Consider the following 16,282-nt stretch of genomic DNA (forward strand, 5'->3'; position numbering starts at 1 on the left):
GTCCTGTGACGCAAGGTCGCCGCCTACAGCTGGCGCGCGACCGTGCTGACGCTTGCGATGCCCACTCTCGGCTTGAATAACTTCAAATCACTCTGCACCGGACTGGCGATTCATGGCACCTCACCGTCACCGCGAGAAAAAAACTTCACTTCCATCCACCCTGCGCGCCCGCATTGGGGGGGCGCTGGCCACGACGCTGGTCTGCCTGCACGCCGGTGCCGCAACGCCCTCCCACTCCCCTCCACAGGAAGTCACGCGAGCCCTGTCCGCCGCTGAGGAATCCAGCGCCTTGCCCGCAAGCGCCGGTGGTGGCTGGCTGCTGATCGAGACTCGGACGGTGCGCTTGCTGGATGCTTCTGGCCAGGAGCGCGCCAAGCTGGCGCTGCGCGCCGAACACCTCGATGTGCGAGCGGCGCGCAGCGCCGACCAAGGCGCGCTCGCCGTGGTCTTTGACAACAACCTTCAGCAACCCCTGTTGCTGAACGTGGACGCGCGGACCGGACGTCTGGACATCAGGCACCGCTTCGCGCCAGTGGACTTCGCGTTGGAAGCGATGTGCCTGTACCGCGATGCCCAACAACTGGATCATCTGTTCCTGATCGCCAAGGACGGCCTGGCCGAGCAGTGGCTGCTTCCCACCTCTAGCGCGGCCGGAACACCGCGTCTACTGCGCCGCCTGGCGCTGCCACCCAACGCTGAACGCTGCCGCGGCGACGACACGCTCGGCCAGCTCGTCATCGAGGAAGCGGGCGTCGGGGTCTGGGCCTACGCCGCCGATGGCGAGGGCATCCCACAACGCCGTCTGATTCAGGCCAAGACGTCCGCTGCCGGGAACGCCACCCTGAAAGTCACGGGCCTGCCCTACGTCCTGCCTCAAGGGCAGACCGAGCCGATGGCACGCAGCGGAGACGCCGCCGACGATCCGGCCATCTGGGTTCACCCCGGGGACGCGGCGCGCTCGCGCGTGTTTGGCACCAACAAGAAACAAGGCCTGCTGAGTTACGACCTGCAAGGTCGGCAAACGCAATTGATCGAGTCGGGTCGACTGAACAACGTGGACATCCGACAGAATCTGCGCATCGGGATGGGCACGGCGCCGTCGGTGCAAGCCTCAGCTCTGGACCTTGCCGTGGCCACGCAGCGCGACGACAACGCCTTGGTCGTGTTCGAAATCGACGCTCAAGGTCAGGCGCGCGAGGCCGCGCGCATCAACACCAGCCTTCAGGACATTTACGGCATGTGCCTGCACCGCACGCCCGAAGGGGGCCTGCACGCCTTTGCCAACGACAAGAGCGGGCGTTTCGAGCAAATCCGCATCACGCGCGACGACAGCGGCCACTACCAAGGCCATTTGCTTCGCAGCTTCAGGACTCGCAGCCAGCCCGAGGGTTGCGTGGCCGATGACGCCACGGGTCGCCTGTTCTACGGTGAGGAGAAACGAGGCATCTGGACGCTGCCCACCGACGCACAGGCGAAGACGCCCGCCGAACTCGTCCTCGCCACCGGCGCAACCTTGGTGGCCGATGTGGAGGGTTTGGCAATCTACCGCGCCGGCAGCGGCCAAGCGGCCTACCTCATCGCCTCCAGCCAGGGAAACAACAGCTACGTAGTGCTCGACGCCCAGGCCCCTTACCGGGTGCGCGGCGCCTTTCGCATCGGCATCAACGCGCAAGCTGGCATTGATGGTGCTTCCGAGACCGACGGCATCGAGGTCAGCCCCGTGAACTTCGGGGGCGCGCATGACCAGGGGATTTTCGTCGTGCAAGACGGATACAAACGCTTGCCGGACGGCGCGCAGAATTTCAAGTACGTGGCCTGGAGAGACATCGCCCAGGCCTTGGGTTTGAATTAACTTGTTAAGAATAATTCCTATTCATATAATGTGCGTCGGCGACCGCGTTTCGAAAATTTCTGTCGAGGTTGTCGCCACCCCTTTAAGCTCTTTCCCTGCTTGCTGATTTTGGATTCTGATGGTCGGATCCGCCCCCGCCGCCTCTGTCAACACCCGTTTTCCTAGCCGCCCGTGAACCCTGGTCTTCGAGTTCCTCCCATGCCCGCTGATGGTGCTTCCGTGCAACGCGCCGTGCGCGTTGGCGCGCGTGAGCGTGAGCGAGATCCCGGCCGCGCGACCCTACGCGCGCCGGGTCGGGCCATGAACTGGGTCCGGGGTCTGACCGCACGCTGGATAGGGCGTTGGCCCGCGATGCGCTACACACTGCTGCAAACCCTCAGGGATCGTCGATTCCATGTGGGCGTGGCCGTCGCGCTGGCGCACGCAGGTGCGATCTGGCTGGTGCATCAAGGCGGCTCCAAGCCGGGCTCAACCGAAACCGTGGTGAACGGCGAATTGATCAGCGAGATCGTCGCGCCCCCCGCCCCCACGGTGGCAGCACAGCCGCAATCTGCGCCCAAGCCGCAACCCCGTCCCAACACCCCGCCGCCCCAGCAGGTGCAGCCCACGCCCTTGCAGCAGGACACACCGTCCCAGTTGGTACAAGAAACACCCCAACCCACCACCCCGCAAACCGACGCGACGCCCATCGAGACCCCCGTGGTCGCGCAGCAGTCGGCTGCTCCGCCTCCCCCCCAGCGCACGCAACAACCCTCAGTGGACGCGAGCTATCTGTACAACAAGCACCCCGCCTACCCTGACATCAGCCGGCGCATGAACGAGCAAGGCCAGGTCCTGGTGCGCGTGCTGGTCGGCACCAAGGGGGAAGTGCTGCGGGCGGAACTCGGCAAGTCCAGTGGTTACCCCCGGCTGGACCGCACCGCCGTGGCGGCCGTGCGTGGCTGGCGCTTCTTGCCGGGTCAGCGTGACGGTCAAGCGGAAGCCATGTGGTTCAACGTGCCCATCAATTTTGTGCTCGAGCAATAAAGCTCGACCCGTTCCCCATTTCATCTGGAGTTTTCGTCTATGGATTCGCAATTCGGCCTGTCACACGTCTGGTCCCAGGGCGACTGGATCACCCGCAGCGTTGCCTTGTTGCTGCTGGGCATGTCCATCGCATCGTGGGTGGTGATCGTGCTCAAGGCCATGGACCTGATGCGCTGCCGCAAGCAAGCTGCGTTGACCGAAGACTTTTGGCGCAGCGCCGATCTGGCCGAGGGCCTGAACCGCCTGAACCTGCCCAAGGACAAGCGGCCGCAGGACAACTTCTTCCGCGCCCTCGCCGAGGAGGGCCGCGAGGCCGCGCTGCACCATCGCAACGCCAAAGCGACCTTGCACGACAGCCTGGACGTGAGCGACTGGGTCACGCGCAGCCTGCGCAACAGCATCGACCATGCGACAGCCAAGCTGCAGGGCGGCCTGGCCGTGCTGGCCACCGTGGGCTCCACCTCGCCCTTCATTGGCCTGTTCGGCACGGTCTGGGGCATCTACCACGCGCTGTTGTCCATCGGCGCCTCGGGCCAGGCCAGCATCGACCAGGTGGCTGGCCCCATCGGCGAAGCCCTCATCATGACGGCCTTTGGTCTGGCCGTGGCCATCCCGGCCGTGCTGGGCAACAACGCCCTGGTGCGCGGCAACAAGGCCGTGCTGGGTCAGCTCAACAGCTTCGCGCATGACTTGCATGCCTACTTCGTGACCGGCGCGCGCGTGCACAGCCACGCCAAGCAAAAAGTCGTTTCCATGAAGAAGGCCTGACCTTGGCCGCTGCACCCCGCATCTGAACCGTCTCCACCATGTCCCTTTCCAGCTCCAACGACAGCGACGAGGTGATGGGCGAGATCAACATGACGCCCCTGGTGGACGTCATGTTGGTGCTGCTCATCGTCTTCATCATCACCGTGCCGGTGATGAACCATTCCATCCAGGTCAGCCTGCCCCAGGCCAGCAGCCAGCGCGAGGAGATCAAGCCCGAGACCCTGCGCCTGGCCGTGGATGCGGCCGGTGAATACAACCTGAATGGCAGCCCCATCACGGCGGCTGAACTGCCGGGCGTGCTGCAGGCCGAGGCCCAGCGCGACCCCGTGCCCGAGCTGCACATCAGCGGCGACAAGGCGGTGCGCTACGAGCACGTGGCCAAGGCCATGGCCATCGCTCAGCAAGCGGGGCTGAAGAAAATCGGCTTCGTGACGGAACCGGTCAAGTAAGCGAGTTGCCGCCAGCGCCACTCAGGCCCGGCCATACAGCCAGGCCTGATCCATCAGCCGAGCGCCCAGCAATCGCAGACCCGCATCACGCGCCCAGGCTGCGGGGCCACTGAGGTGGTAGATGCGACCATTGCGCGCAGCACCGGCCTGCACGCGGGCGTTGCGTTGCCAGCGGTTGAGCGCGTAGCGCTGCAACAGCACAGGGATGTCAACCAGGGTCCCGAGTTCGCCCGCTTGACCCAGTAGGCGCCCCAGCTCGTCGGCGTCTTCAATGGCCATGCCCGCGCCCTGCGCCAGATAAGGGCGCATGGGGTGGGCCGCATCCCCCAGCAGGGCGACACGGCCTTGCGCCATCTGCGCCGCCGCCTGCACGGGTGGGCGGTCGTTCAAGGCCCACAAGCGCCAAGACGGCACCGCCGCCACCAGCTCGCGCAAGGGCGCGCATGCCCCGGCCATAGACGCTTGGAGGTCCGCGGCGTTCGCCGCATGGTCCCACTGCGCGGGGTTTGCTGGCGCGGGGCCCTCGACGATGGCGACGACATTGAGATCATCGCCGCCGCGCACGGGGTACTGGACCACATGCAGGCCTGGCCCCAGCCACACCGTGACGCAGGCGCTGCGCAGGGCGGCGGGCAAATCGGACTGCCGGACCAGGGCCCGGTAGGCCAGGTGGCCGGTGACGCGCGGCGCGCCATCGCCCAAAAGCTGAGCACGCACGCGGCTCCAGAGGCCGTCGGCACCGATGAGCAGATCGCCCTCCACCTCCAACCCGTCCTCGAAGCGCACACGCACGGCCTCTACCGAGGCCTCATAAGCGTCCAGCGCGCGGCCGGTGTGCAACCAGAGGCCGTCCACCTGTTCGCGCCGCAGGACATCGAGCAAGAGTTCGTGAAGATCGGCGCGATGGATGGTGAAGTACGGCGCGCCATACCGCTGCGGGAAGTCAGCCAGCGGCAGGCTGGCCAACACGGCGCCGTCCGCCGCACGTCGCGCCACCACGCGGTCCGGCTGCGCCACCACCGCGGCCAAGTCTGCTTGCAGACCCCATGCATGCAGCACGCGCACCACGTTCGGGCCAAGTTGGATACCGGCGCCGACTTCGCTGAACACTGGCGTGCGCTCGTAAAGACGCACAACGCAGCCGGCCCGATGGCAGGCCAGCGCGGCGGCGAGTCCGCCAATGCCACCGCCCGCAATCAGAACTTCAGGCAGCACGGGCCATCCCCCATCCTGTGCAGCTGGAAACGCCGTTGCGGCGCCTCATTCAATCCGCGTGACGGCCGTGGGCTTGAAGCCCAGGTCGGCCTCTTTGCCCTTGCGGCCGCGAGCCGCCTTGGTGTTGTTGAGGCTGCGAATCTCCAGCGTCTCTTCGCGCTCCTTGCCGCCACGTCCCAGTCCCTCGATGCGCACGCTTCGGGTGTAGGCCGCCGCGCCCGCCAACTGGTCTTTGGGGTCCAGGTCGATCAGCATCAGTCCACGCCCGCCACTGGGCATCGGCTTGAGTTCACCAATTTGGAAGCTCAAGATGCGTCCACCGGTGGACACGCAGACCACATGGCTCGCCGGGCTGTACAGCCCCCCCTCGGTCGCGCTGGCGACCATGCCCGTGGCGGGGTTGGGCGCATGCGCCATCGAGGGACGGCAAACGGTATCGGGCGTGCCGTCGCTGCCGCAGTTGATGAAGGCCTTGCCGCCCTTCTGACGCGACACCATGTGCTCCACCTGGGCCAGGAAACCATACCCTCCCGAGGTGGAGAGCAGCAGCCAAGCCGAGGCCGGGCCGGCGTAGTAGTGAACCAATTGCGTGCCCGCTTCCATTTCAACCATGGTCGTCAGCGGCTGGCCATCGCCACGCGCACCCGGCAGGGCGGAGACCGGCACGGAATACACGCGGCCGTTGCTGCCGAAGGCCAGCATCATGTCCACCGTGCGGCATTCGAAGGTGCCATAGAGGCCGTCCCCCGCCTTGAAGGCGAAGCTGGCTGGATCATGCCCATGGCCCTGGCGGGCGCGCACCCAGCCCTTCTGCGACACCACCACGGTGACCGGTTCGTCGAGGACCTTCACCTCCGCCACGGCCTTCTTCTCAGCTTGGATCAGGGTGCGGCGCGCGTCGCCGAAGGCCTTGGCATCGGCCTCGATCTCCTTGACCATCAGCTTGCGCAGCGCGGCCGGGCTGCCCAGGATGTCCTGGAGTTCCTTTTCCTTGCCGCGCAGCTCCGCCAGTTCCTGCTCGATCTTGATGGCTTCCAGCCTGGCCAATTGGCGCAGGCGGATTTCGAGGATGTCCTCGGCCTGCCGGTCGCTCAGGCGGAAGCGCTTGATCAGCGCGGGCTTGGGCTCGTCCGAGTTGCGGATGATCTTGATGACCTCGTCCACGTTGAGCAGCACGGTCTGCCGCCCTTCGAGGATATGGATGCGGTCCTGCACCTTGCCCAGGCGGTGCTGCGAACGCCGCGCGATGGTCTGCTGGCGGAAGGTGATCCACTCCTCCAGCATTTGGCGCATGGACTTCTGCACCGGCTTGCCGTCCAGGCCCACCATGGTCAGGTTGATGGGCGCGGAGGTTTCCAGGCTGGTGTGCGCCAACAGCGTGGTGATGAGTTCCTGCTGGTCGATCTTGCTGGTCTTGGGCTCGCAGACCAGACGCACGGGCGCGTCCTTGCTCGATTCGTCGCGCACACCGTCCAGCACGGACAGCAGCGTGGCCTTCAGTTGCGTCTGCTCCTGCGTGACAGTTTTCTTGCCGGCCTTGACCTTGGGGTTGGACAGTTCCTCGATTTCCTCCAACACCTTCTGCGTGCTCACGCCCGGCGGCAGCTCGGTCACAACCAGTTGCCACTGGCCGCGCGCGAGTTCCTCGATCTTCCAGCGTGCGCGCACCTTGAGCGAACCGCGCCCGGTGCGGTAGGCCTCGGCGATGTCGGCCTCGGCGCTGATGATCTGCCCGCCGCCCGGATAGTCTGGCCCCGGCAGTAGTTCGAAGAGTTCCTCGTCCTTGAGTTTAGGCGTCTTGATCAGGGCCACGCAGGCGGCGGCCACCTCGCCCAGGTTGTGGCTGGGAATTTCGGTCGCCAGGCCCACGGCGATGCCGCTGGCGCCATTGAGCAGCGTGAAAGGCAGGCGCGCGGGCAACTGCTTGGGCTCCTCGGTGGAACCGTCGTAGTTGGGCATGAAGTCCACCGTGCCCTCGTCGATCTCATCGAGCAGCAGGGAGGAAATCTTGGCCAGGCGCGCCTCGGTGTAGCGCATGGCCGCCGCGCCGTCGCCGTCGCGGCTGCCGAAGTTGCCCTGGCCGTCGATCAGCGGATAGCGCTGCGCGAAGTCCTGCGCCATGCGCACCAGTGCGTCGTAGGCGGCCTGGTCGCCGTGCGGGTGGAAACGGCCCAGCACATCGCCCACCACGCGCGCGCTCTTGACGGGCTTCGCGGCCGTGTTGCCGCTGTAGCCCAGGCCCATGCGCTCCATGGCGTAGAGGATGCGGCGCTGCACGGGCTTCTGTCCGTCGCTCACGTCGGGCAGGGCCCGGCCCTTGACGACGGACAGCGCGTATTCCAGGTAGGCCCGCTGGGCGTAGTTGGCGAGCCAGAGGCTGTCGCCGGTTTCGCCTTGATTCAGATCGATGGTTTCAGTGCTCATGGTTCAGATGCGAAGCTTGGCGTTCATTGCAATCAGCAGAGACAGCAGTTCCGGAACTTCATCTTGGATGATGCTCCACAGCGTGTCGTTATCTATGCCCAGATAACCGTGGATCAGTCGGTTGCGGGTGGCGACGATCATGCGCCAGGGGATTTCACCGTGAGCGGAGCGCACTTCTTCTGGAATGTGCGTGGCGGCCTCGCCGATCAATTCCAGATTGCGCAAGGTGGCGTCGTAGTTGAGCCCGCTGGAAACAAAACCTTCCTGATCCAGCCCGTCCGTGTAGGCCAGCACCCGCTCGGCGAAGGAGATCATGTCCCCGATGTAAAAGCGCCATTCCCTCGGAGCGCCAGCACCCAGGCCGGCGGCTTCAGACATGAATCATGTCCCGTTCAATATGTGGGCGTAGTTCCGGTCGCAGCGCTTTGTCCGTCACCAGGTCGACCGGTCGACCCAATAGATCTTCCAGATAGAACTGCACACCGAAGTAATGTTTGGCCGTGGCGGGGCCATCGAAAGCCACCAGCACATCCACATCGCTGTCCGCACGCGCCGTGCCCCGGGCCGTGGAACCGAACAGGGCGAGGCGGTTCACGCCGAACTGCTGTTGCAGTTGCGGCTTGCTGCCGGTGAGAAGAGCCAAGACGTGTTGCTTGTCCATGGTGCGCTTGATTTTATCTTTGCGGTTTTGATGAATTCCCTCAGTGCCCTTGACGGCGGACAGGTCTGCTAGAGGTGGGGGCACTGGACGCAGCTATCGAACCAAATGCTGTCGCCGGTTTCGCCCGGGTTCAGATCGATGGTTTCAGTGCTCATGCTTCCTCTTACTGCCCTTTTTCAATAGCCTGCTTGATGACTGGAGCAACCGAACTTGTAGTGATGCCACGTTCTATGCAGTATTTGGATTTCAGCCACTCAGAAAGTCGCTTTTGACCTTTGCTTGCATTGCACCCACCGCAACAAAGCGCAATGTTGTCTCTGGTGATAATTTTTTCATCATTGATGATGTGCTCCCAACTGGCCGCAGATTTTTTAGACTGATGAGCAAGCGTGAATTCGACACCGCAATACACACATGCTTTGTCTCTGTCTCTTACTTCCTTTTCCAGCCAATCTGGAATATTCCAGTTGTTCGCCATGAAGCGCTCATCTCACACATCAATCTCCACCGCATCCCCGTGCAATTCCATCAACTCACGGCGCGCAGCGGCCTCGCCCTTGCCCATGAGCTTGGTGATCTCGCCTTCGGTCTGGCGCGTGTCGTAGCCACCGAGCTGCACCTGCAGCAGACGGCGGGTGTCGGGATTGAGCGTGGTTTCCCAGAGCTGCTCGGCGTTCATTTCACCCAAGCCCTTGAAGCGGCTGATTTGGCAACGCTCCTTGGCCACGCCTTCCTTGGCGGCCTTGTCCAGGATGGCGGTCAGCTCGCCTTCGTCCAGCGCGTAGGCCTTGGCGGCGGGCTTCTTGCCGCGCGCGGGCATGTCCACACGGAACAGCGGCGGGCGCGCCACGTAGACATGGCCGGTCTCGATCAGCTTGGGGAAGTGGCGGAAGAAGAGCGTGAGCAGCAGCACCTGGATGTGCGAGCCGTCCACGTCGGCGTCGGAGAGGATGCAAATCTTGCCGTAGCGCAGGCCGCTCAGGTCGGGCTCGTCGTTCGGGCCATGCGGGTCCACGCCGATGGCGACCGAGATGTCGTGGATTTCGGTGTTGGCGAACAGGCGATCGCGCTCGACTTCCCAGGTGTTGAGCACCTTGCCACGCAGGGGCAGGATGGCCTGGCTTTCCTTGTCGCGGCCCATCTTGGCGCTGCCGCCCGCGCTGTCGCCCTCGACCAGGAACAGCTCGTTGTGCGCGATGTCCTTGCTTTCACAGTCGGTCAGCTTGCCTGGCAGCACGGCCACGCCGCTGCCTTTTTTCTTCTCGACCTTCTGGCCCGCGCGCTGGCGCGTCTGCGCGGCGCGGATGGCCAGTTCGGCCAATTTCTTGCCGTACTCGACGTGCTGGTTGAGCCACAGTTCAAGTGCGGGGCGCACGAAGCTACTGACCAGCCGCACGGCATCGCGTGAATTCAGGCGTTCCTTGATCTGGCCCTGGAACTGCGGGTCCAGCACCTTGGCGGACAGCACATAACTGGCGCGTGCGAAGACATCCTCGGGCAACAGTTTCACGCCCTTGGGCAGCAGGGAATGCAGGTCGATGAAGCTTTTGACCGCGTTGAACAGGCCGTCGCGCAGACCGCTGTCGTGCGTGCCGCCCGCGCTGGTCGGGATCAGGTTGACGTAGCTCTCGCGCACCGGCGCGCCGTCCTCGGTGAAGGCCACGGCCCAGGCCGCGCCCTCGCCCTCGGCGAAGCTGTCGTTGTCCTCGGCGTAACCCTCGCCCTCGAAGAGCGGGATCACCGGGTCGGCCGTCAGCGTCTGCATCAGGTAGTCGCGCAGGCCGCCCTTGTAGAGCCAGGTCTGGGTGTCGGTGCCCTTGCCGTCCTTGCCTTTTTCGGTGGTCAAGGTGACGGTGACACCCGGCATCAGCACGGCCTTGCTGCGCAGCAAATGAGTGAGTTCGCCCAGGGGCAAGGCGGCGGACTCAAAGTACTTGGCGTCGGGCCAGACGCGCACCGTCGTACCCTGTTTGCGCTCGCCAGCCTGCAGCGCGCGCGTCGACAGTTTTTCCACCACGTCGCCGCCCGCGAAACCGATGCTCGCGGCCTTGCCCTCGCGGAAGCTGGTGACGACGAGTTTCTTCGCCAGGGCATTGGTCACGGACACCCCCACGCCGTGCAGGCCGCCCGAGAAGCTGTAGGCCCCGCCCGAGCCCTTGTCGAACTTGCCGCCCGCGTGCAGGCGGGTGTAGACGATCTCGATGACGGGCACCTTCTCTTCCGGGTGCAGGCCGTGCGGGATGCCACGGCCATCGTCCTCCACGCTGACCGAGCCGTCCGCGTGCAGGATGACGGCGATGCGCTTGCCGTGCCCGGCGAGGGCCTCGTCGGCCGCGTTGTCCAGCACTTCCTGGATGATGTGCAGCGGGTTGTCGGTGCGGGTGTACATGCCCGGCCGCTGCTGCACCGGCTCCAGCCCTTTGAGGACGCGGATGGAACCTTCGGAATATTCAGGGGTAGGTTTGGTCGCCATGGGCTTGCTCGCTTTTTGCGCGCGATTGTAGTGGCAGGATGCGTGCCAACTGGATGCGTATCCAGCCGTAACTCGGGCGTATGCCACGCCGTTGCGCTTTCTGGGTTCAGGCCCGCGAGCGCAAGGTCGCCTGCGTGGCGACGCACTGGCGGCAAAAACGCTACAGTGCCAGGCGAGACAGCGATCCCGGCACAAGCGCATCGGGCACATCAAGCACACAACAGATCAGATCATCGCCATGAACTCCGCCTCAAGCACCCCTCCCAAACCCCTTACCCTCGCCCAGGTCCTGATCTGCGGCGGCGCCATCGTCACCCTGTCCATGGGCATCCGACATGGCTTCGGGCTTTGGCTGCAGCCCGTCACGCAGGCCCAGGGCTGGACGCGTGAAACTTTTGCCTTCGCCATCGCCATCCAGAACCTGGCATGGGGTGTAGCGGGCATCTTCTCGGGCATGCTGGCCGACCGCTTCGGCGCGCTCAAGGTCATCCTCGTCGGCGGCTTGCTCTACGCACTGGGCCTGGCGGGCATGGCTTACGCCAGCACGCCGCTGTTGTTTGCGCTGTCGTCTGGCATTCTCATCGGCATGGCCCAGGCCGGCACCACCTACGCCGTGATCTACGGTGTGATTGGTCGCAACATCCCCGCAGAGAAGCGCTCCTGGGCCATGGGCATCACCGCGGCGGCGGGCTCCTTCGGGCAGTTCTTCATGGTGCCGGTCGAAGGCATCTTCATCGCCAGCTTCGGCTGGCAGCAGGCGCTGGTGCTGCTGGCCATGGTGGCGCTGCTCATCGTGCCACTGGGCCTGCTGCTGCGCGAGCCAGGTTTCGCCAAGGGCGCCCCCCCGAAGCGCGATCAAACCATCGCGCAGGCCTTGCGTGAAGCCTTTGGCTACCCGAGCTTCGTGATGCTGATGGCGGGGTATTTCGTCTGCGGCTTCCAGGTGGTCTTCATCGGCGTGCACCTGCCCAGCTATCTGAAGGACCATGGCCTGCAACCGCAGGTCGCCAGCTACGCGCTGGCCCTGGTCGGCCTGTTCAACATCTTTGGCACTTACACCGCCGGTCAGCTCGGCCAAAAACTGGCCAAGAAAAACATCCTGGCCTTCATCTACTTTGGCCGTTCCATTGCCATCATCGCTTTCCTTCTGGCGCCGCTGACGCCCACCAGCGTCTACCTGTTCGCGGCGGTCATGGGTGTGTTGTGGCTCTCCACCGTGCCACCCACCAATGCCGCCATCGCGCAGATTTTTGGCGTGGCTCACCTGTCCATGCTCAGCGGCTTTGTTTTCTTCAGCCACCAGATCGGCAGCTTCCTCGGTGTCTGGCTGGGCGGTTACCTCTACGACAAGACCGGCAGCTACGACGTGGTCTGGTACATCAGCATCGCGCTGGGTGTGTTCGCCGCGCTGATCAACCTGCCGGTACGCGAAGCCGCTATCCAGCGTCGCGCCCCGGCCGCTCAAGGCGCCTGACATGACGCGCCTGCAACGCCTGCTGATCTGGACCGCCGCGCTCGCGGCGGTGGCAGCGGCGTTCGCGCTCTACCTTCGGCCGGAGTTCATGGTGACGCTGGCCGACCAGGTCTGGGCCTGTTTCTGAGCACCTCTCACCGAGCCTGACATTCGCGCCCAGGCCATCGTTCCGCCTCGGCGCTACGGGAGAAAATCCCAGTCAGCGCATACGCATAGAAAAAATCCGGAGACGTTCCACCATGCAGACCTTTGTGATCACAGGCGCCTCGGACGGCATTGGCGCCGAACTGTCACGCCAACTGGCAGCCGCGCACGGCGCCGGCGCGACCCTGGTGCTGGCGGCCCGCCAACGTGACGCGCTGGAAGCCGTGGCCGCGCAATGCCGTCAGCACGGCGCCCAGGCCTTGGTCGTGCCCACCGACGTGTCGGACGAAGCCCAGTGCCGAGCGCTCATTGCCGAAGCCGTGCGGCAGACCGGCCGGATCGACGCCCTGGTCAACAACGCTGGTGTCTCGGCGCAGGCCCTCTTTGCCGAGGTGCGTGCCGAAGACCTGGGGTGGTACGAGCGCGTGATGCGCATCAACTTTTGGGGCGGTGTGTGGTGCACGCACGCGGCCCTGCCCCATCTGTTGGCCTCGCGAGGCCGCATCGTTGCCGTGTCCTCGCTGGCAGGCTTGGTCGGCGTGCCCGGTCGCAACGCTTACAGCGCGAGCAAATTTGCGCTCAGCGGCTTTTGCGAAGCCTTGCGCGCCGAACTCAAGCCCTCCGGCGTGAGCGTGACCATCGCCTACCCCGGCGTGGTGGCCACGCGCACCCGCCATCGGGGTTACAACGCCCGGGGTGAGGCTGCGGGCAGCAGCGGACTGCGGGAAGACAAAGCCATGTCGGTGGAGGAATGCGCCCGCCTCATTCTGCGCGGCATGACTCGGCGCCAGCGTGAAGTGGTGATGACGACCCAGGGCAAGTTGGGGCGCTGGCTCAAGTTGCTCGCGCCAGGCCTGGTGGAAAACATCGCGCTGGCCGCGCTCAAGGACGAGGTCAAACCCCATTGAAAAGCTTGGCTTGCAACACATCGATCACGGCGGGCGCCACGACCGCTTCCCAAGAACCTTCTGAATGGGTGCGGCGCTGGGCACACTGGGTGCCTCACGCAGGCACCGAGGCTCAAGGTGGCGGGCATGGCGGCAGGGTGCTCGACGTGGCCTGCGGCTCGGGGCGGCACTTGCGCTTTTTCCACGAGCGCGGGCACCCGGTCATGGGCGTGGATCGTGACCGCTCAGCCTTGGCCGCTGCGCGCGTGGCCTTGCCCGAGGCCACGCTGATTGAGGCGGACATCGAACAAGCGCCTTGGCCGCTCACCGGCCAGACTTTCGCCGGAGTGATCGTGACGAATTACCTCTGGCGCGCGCTTTTGGCTACCCTCGTCCAGAGCGTGGCTCCAGGGGGTGTGCTGATCTACGAAACCTTCGCGCTGGGCAATGAGCAATATGGACGCCCCTCCAACCCGGACTTCCTGCTGCGTCCGGGTGAATTGCTCGCCGCCTGCGCGAACGGCCCGGTGCCGCTGCGCGTGATTGCCTACGAAGACGTGACCCTGGACAGTCCCCCGCGCTGCGTGCAACGAGTCGCGGCCGTGCGGGAATAGCTGGGCCCCTGGCCTGGGGACCGTAAAATAGACCTTTGCCCGCACCTGGGCAGGCCGCCAGCTTGGCACCTCAGAACGACCAACCTCTCATTCCAGTCCGACATGACCCCCATCACTGGCAGCATCGTGGCCCTCGTCACCCCGATGCACGACGACGGCAGCGTCGACTACCCCACGCTGCGTTCCCTGATCGACTGGCACATCGCCGAAGGCACGGACTGCATTGGCGTGGTCGGCACCACGGGTGAATCACCCACGGTCAGCGTGGAGGAACACTGCGAGATCATCCGGGTCTCGGTCGAACAGGCGCGCAAGCATGCGAAGCACGTGCCCATCATGGCGGGCTGCGGCGCCAACTCGACGGCCGAAGCGGTTGAGTTGGCCAAGTTCGCCAAGAACGTCGGCGCCGACTGCCAACTGCAGGTCGTGCCCTACTACAACAAGCCGACCCAGGAAGGCCAATACCAGCACTTCAAGAAGATCGCCGAGGCGGTGGATCTGCCCGTGATCCTCTACAACGTGCCAGGCCGCACCGTGGCCGACATGGCGCATGACACCGTGCTGCGCTTGGCCGAAGTGCCCGGCATCGTCGGCATCAAGGAAGCCACGGGCAACATTGAGCGTGCGCAGTGGCTGATCCGCGAGGTCCCCAAGGTCAACAAGAGTTTTGCGATTTACTCGGGCGACGATCCCACGGCCGTGGCGCTCATGCTCTGCGGCGGCCACGGCAATGTGAGCGTGACGGCCAACGTCGCGCCGCGCCTGATGCATGAGCTCTGCGTGGCGGCCATCGCTGGCGACGTGAAACGCGCGATGGAAATTCAGTTCCGCCTCATGCCCCTGCACCGCCAGCTCTTCGTCGAACCCAACCCCATTCCCGTCAAGTGGGCCTTGGCGCGCATGGACCGCTGTGGCGGTGCCCTGCGCCTGCCTCTTACGCCTCTTTCAGCGAGCGGCCAGACCGCCGTGGAAGGCGCCCTGCGCGTCGCCGGCATGATCTGACCGAGCCCGACGCCACAGTCCCGTGACGCAGGCCCGGCTCCGCCGGTCTGCCCCCAAGAAGGAAAATCCTTTGAATTCCGTTGCTTCTTACCGTCCCCGCGCGCTGCAGCGGGGCCTCCTGCTGCTGTCGTCTCTGCTGTTGTGCGCCTGCTCCGCACTCGAAGGCGACAAGGTGGACTATGGCGCGGCCGTGCAAAACACGCCTTTGGCGGTGCCCCCAGATCTGACGCAATTGCCCCAGGACACCCGTTACGCCTTGCCCGGCAGCACGGTCAGCGCCAGCAACTATGGCGGCGGCATGGCCAACTCGGCCCAGGCCCCTCGTGCGCAAACCGTGACGCCGAGTGTTCCGGGCCTGCGCCTGGAGGGCCAAGGCGGAATGCGTTGGCTGGTGGTCACGGGCATGACCCCGGAAGACGTTTGGCCGAAGTTGCGCAGTTTCTGGGAAGAAACCGGACTGAAGCTGACGCTGGATGAACCCAAGCTGGGCCTGATGGAAACCGAGTGGGCCGAAAACCGAGCCAAGCTGCCGCAGAACTTCATGCGCAAAATCTTCGGCGCCTTGATGTCTACCAGCACCTTGGACCTGTACCGCACGCGCGTTGAACGCGTCGCGGGCCCCAATGGCGGCACCAGCACAGAGATCTACATCAGCCATCGTGGCCTGGAAGAGGTGTATCGCGAAAACAACCGCGACAACCCCGATGGACCACGCAAGACCATCTGGCAACCGCGCGCCTCCGATCCGGAGATGGAAATCGAGATGCTGCGTCGCCTCATGCTCAAACTGGGCGCCCCAACTGAGCAGACGGATGCGCAGTCGGATCGGCAAACCGCGGGATTGACCGACCCGGCCCAAGCCGCGCCGAAGACCGCGCAGCTTGAGCAGCGCAACGGCCAGCCCGTGGTCACCGTGCGCGAGCCGTTCGATCGCGCCTGGCGACGGGTTGGCTTGACGCTGGACCGCACCGGGTTCACCGTGGAAGATCGCGACCGCAGCCAAGGCATCTATTTCGTGCGTTATGTGCAACCGCCGAAAGTTGGCGAGGAAGAACCGGGCTGGTGGGCCCGCACCTTTGGCGGCGCGAAACCCCTGGACAAGACGCCTCGCCGCTACCGCATCACGGTGAGGTCCGAGGGCAATCAGAGCACGGTGGCCGTGCTCAATGCGGAAGGTACGCCCGAGAGCTCCGAGCAAGCGCGCAACATCCTGCAGGTGATCGTGGACGATCTGCGCTGAGCCGGGGATGAGCTTGAACGTGAAACGGACGAACAGGTCAAACGTGGCCAGAT

General features: G+C 64.9%; 16 protein-coding genes. 10 read left to right on the plus strand and 6 right to left on the minus strand.

Annotated features, from left to right (window positions below):
• The first annotated feature begins 112 nt into the window (after window positions 1-112).
• The 4 genes from ACLBKS_RS05760 (at window position 113) to ACLBKS_RS05775 (ending at window position 4,095) form a co-directional block, all read left to right on the plus strand.
• Complete coding sequence (locus tag ACLBKS_RS05760) at window positions 113-1,852, plus strand: phytase (protein WP_410191827.1); 1,740 nt, start codon at window positions 113-115, stop codon at window positions 1,850-1,852.
• A 198-nt stretch (window positions 1,853-2,050) separates the two neighbouring features.
• The gene (locus ACLBKS_RS05765) at window positions 2,051-2,878 is read left to right on the plus strand and encodes an energy transducer TonB (protein WP_410191828.1); all 828 of its coding nucleotides are present in this window, start codon (window positions 2,051-2,053) and stop codon (window positions 2,876-2,878) included.
• Between the two features lie 39 nt (window positions 2,879-2,917).
• Window positions 2,918-3,646, plus strand: a complete 729-nt coding sequence (locus ACLBKS_RS05770; RefSeq protein ID WP_410191829.1) for a MotA/TolQ/ExbB proton channel family protein — start codon at window positions 2,918-2,920, stop codon at window positions 3,644-3,646.
• Between the two features lie 38 nt (window positions 3,647-3,684).
• Complete coding sequence (locus tag ACLBKS_RS05775; protein ID WP_410191830.1) at window positions 3,685-4,095, plus strand: ExbD/TolR family protein; 411 nt, start codon at window positions 3,685-3,687, stop codon at window positions 4,093-4,095.
• Between the two features lie 21 nt (window positions 4,096-4,116).
• Here ACLBKS_RS05775 and ACLBKS_RS05780 read toward each other — a convergent pair whose 3' ends face one another.
• The 6 genes from ACLBKS_RS05780 to ACLBKS_RS05805 all read right to left on the minus strand — a co-directional run bounded on the left by ACLBKS_RS05780 (window position 4,117) and on the right by ACLBKS_RS05805 (window position 10,868).
• Window positions 4,117-5,310 carry an FAD-dependent monooxygenase gene (locus tag ACLBKS_RS05780; RefSeq protein WP_410191831.1) on the minus strand — a complete coding sequence of 398 codons (1,194 nt, stop codon included), beginning with the start codon at window positions 5,308-5,310 and terminating at the stop codon, window positions 4,117-4,119.
• Window positions 5,311-5,355: 45 nt separating this feature from the next.
• The gene (gene parC, locus ACLBKS_RS05785) at window positions 5,356-7,734 is read right to left on the minus strand and encodes a DNA topoisomerase IV subunit A (RefSeq protein WP_410191832.1); all 2,379 of its coding nucleotides are present in this window, start codon (window positions 7,732-7,734) and stop codon (window positions 5,356-5,358) included.
• A 3-nt stretch (window positions 7,735-7,737) separates the two neighbouring features.
• Entirely contained in the window at window positions 7,738-8,112 is a 375-nt protein-coding gene (locus tag ACLBKS_RS05790) for a DUF86 domain-containing protein (protein WP_410191833.1), read from the minus strand.
• The gene (locus tag ACLBKS_RS05795; protein ID WP_410191834.1) at window positions 8,105-8,395 is read right to left on the minus strand and encodes a nucleotidyltransferase family protein; all 291 of its coding nucleotides are present in this window, start codon (window positions 8,393-8,395) and stop codon (window positions 8,105-8,107) included. The genes ACLBKS_RS05790 and ACLBKS_RS05795 overlap by 8 nt, the downstream gene beginning before the upstream one ends.
• A gap of 163 nt (window positions 8,396-8,558) precedes the next feature.
• Window positions 8,559-8,873 (minus strand): hypothetical protein, encoded by a 315-nt coding sequence (locus ACLBKS_RS05800; protein WP_410191835.1) that lies wholly within the window; start codon window positions 8,871-8,873, stop codon window positions 8,559-8,561.
• A gap of 12 nt (window positions 8,874-8,885) precedes the next feature.
• On the minus strand, window positions 8,886-10,868 hold the full coding sequence (locus ACLBKS_RS05805; RefSeq protein WP_410191836.1) for a DNA topoisomerase IV subunit B: 1,983 nt from the start codon (window positions 10,866-10,868) through the stop codon (window positions 8,886-8,888).
• A gap of 238 nt (window positions 10,869-11,106) precedes the next feature.
• Between ACLBKS_RS05805 and ACLBKS_RS05810 the strand changes: the two genes are divergently transcribed.
• The 6 genes from ACLBKS_RS05810 (at window position 11,107) to bamC (ending at window position 16,229) form a co-directional block, all read left to right on the plus strand.
• Window positions 11,107-12,342: an MFS transporter gene (locus ACLBKS_RS05810; protein WP_410191837.1), complete on the plus strand. Its 1,236-nt coding sequence runs from the start codon at window positions 11,107-11,109 to the stop codon at window positions 12,340-12,342.
• A 1-nt stretch (window position 12,343) separates the two neighbouring features.
• On the plus strand, window positions 12,344-12,469 hold the full coding sequence (locus ACLBKS_RS05815) for a hypothetical protein (RefSeq protein WP_410191838.1): 126 nt from the start codon (window positions 12,344-12,346) through the stop codon (window positions 12,467-12,469).
• A 112-nt stretch (window positions 12,470-12,581) separates the two neighbouring features.
• Complete coding sequence (locus ACLBKS_RS05820) at window positions 12,582-13,394, plus strand: SDR family oxidoreductase (RefSeq protein WP_410191839.1); 813 nt, start codon at window positions 12,582-12,584, stop codon at window positions 13,392-13,394.
• Between the two features lie 5 nt (window positions 13,395-13,399).
• Window positions 13,400-13,987 carry a class I SAM-dependent methyltransferase gene (locus ACLBKS_RS05825; RefSeq protein WP_410191840.1) on the plus strand — a complete coding sequence of 196 codons (588 nt, stop codon included), beginning with the start codon at window positions 13,400-13,402 and terminating at the stop codon, window positions 13,985-13,987.
• Window positions 13,988-14,089: 102 nt separating this feature from the next.
• A complete protein-coding gene (gene dapA, locus ACLBKS_RS05830; RefSeq protein WP_410191841.1) occupies window positions 14,090-14,989 on the plus strand; it encodes a 4-hydroxy-tetrahydrodipicolinate synthase in 900 nt (299 codons plus the stop codon).
• A 70-nt stretch (window positions 14,990-15,059) separates the two neighbouring features.
• On the plus strand, window positions 15,060-16,229 hold the full coding sequence (gene bamC, locus ACLBKS_RS05835; protein WP_410191842.1) for an outer membrane protein assembly factor BamC: 1,170 nt from the start codon (window positions 15,060-15,062) through the stop codon (window positions 16,227-16,229).
• Window positions 16,230-16,282 lie beyond the last annotated feature (53 nt).

Origin of the sequence: Hylemonella sp. W303a, assembly GCF_046452315.1 — a bacterium.
Lineage (GTDB): Bacteria > Pseudomonadota > Gammaproteobacteria > Burkholderiales > Burkholderiaceae_C > Hylemonella.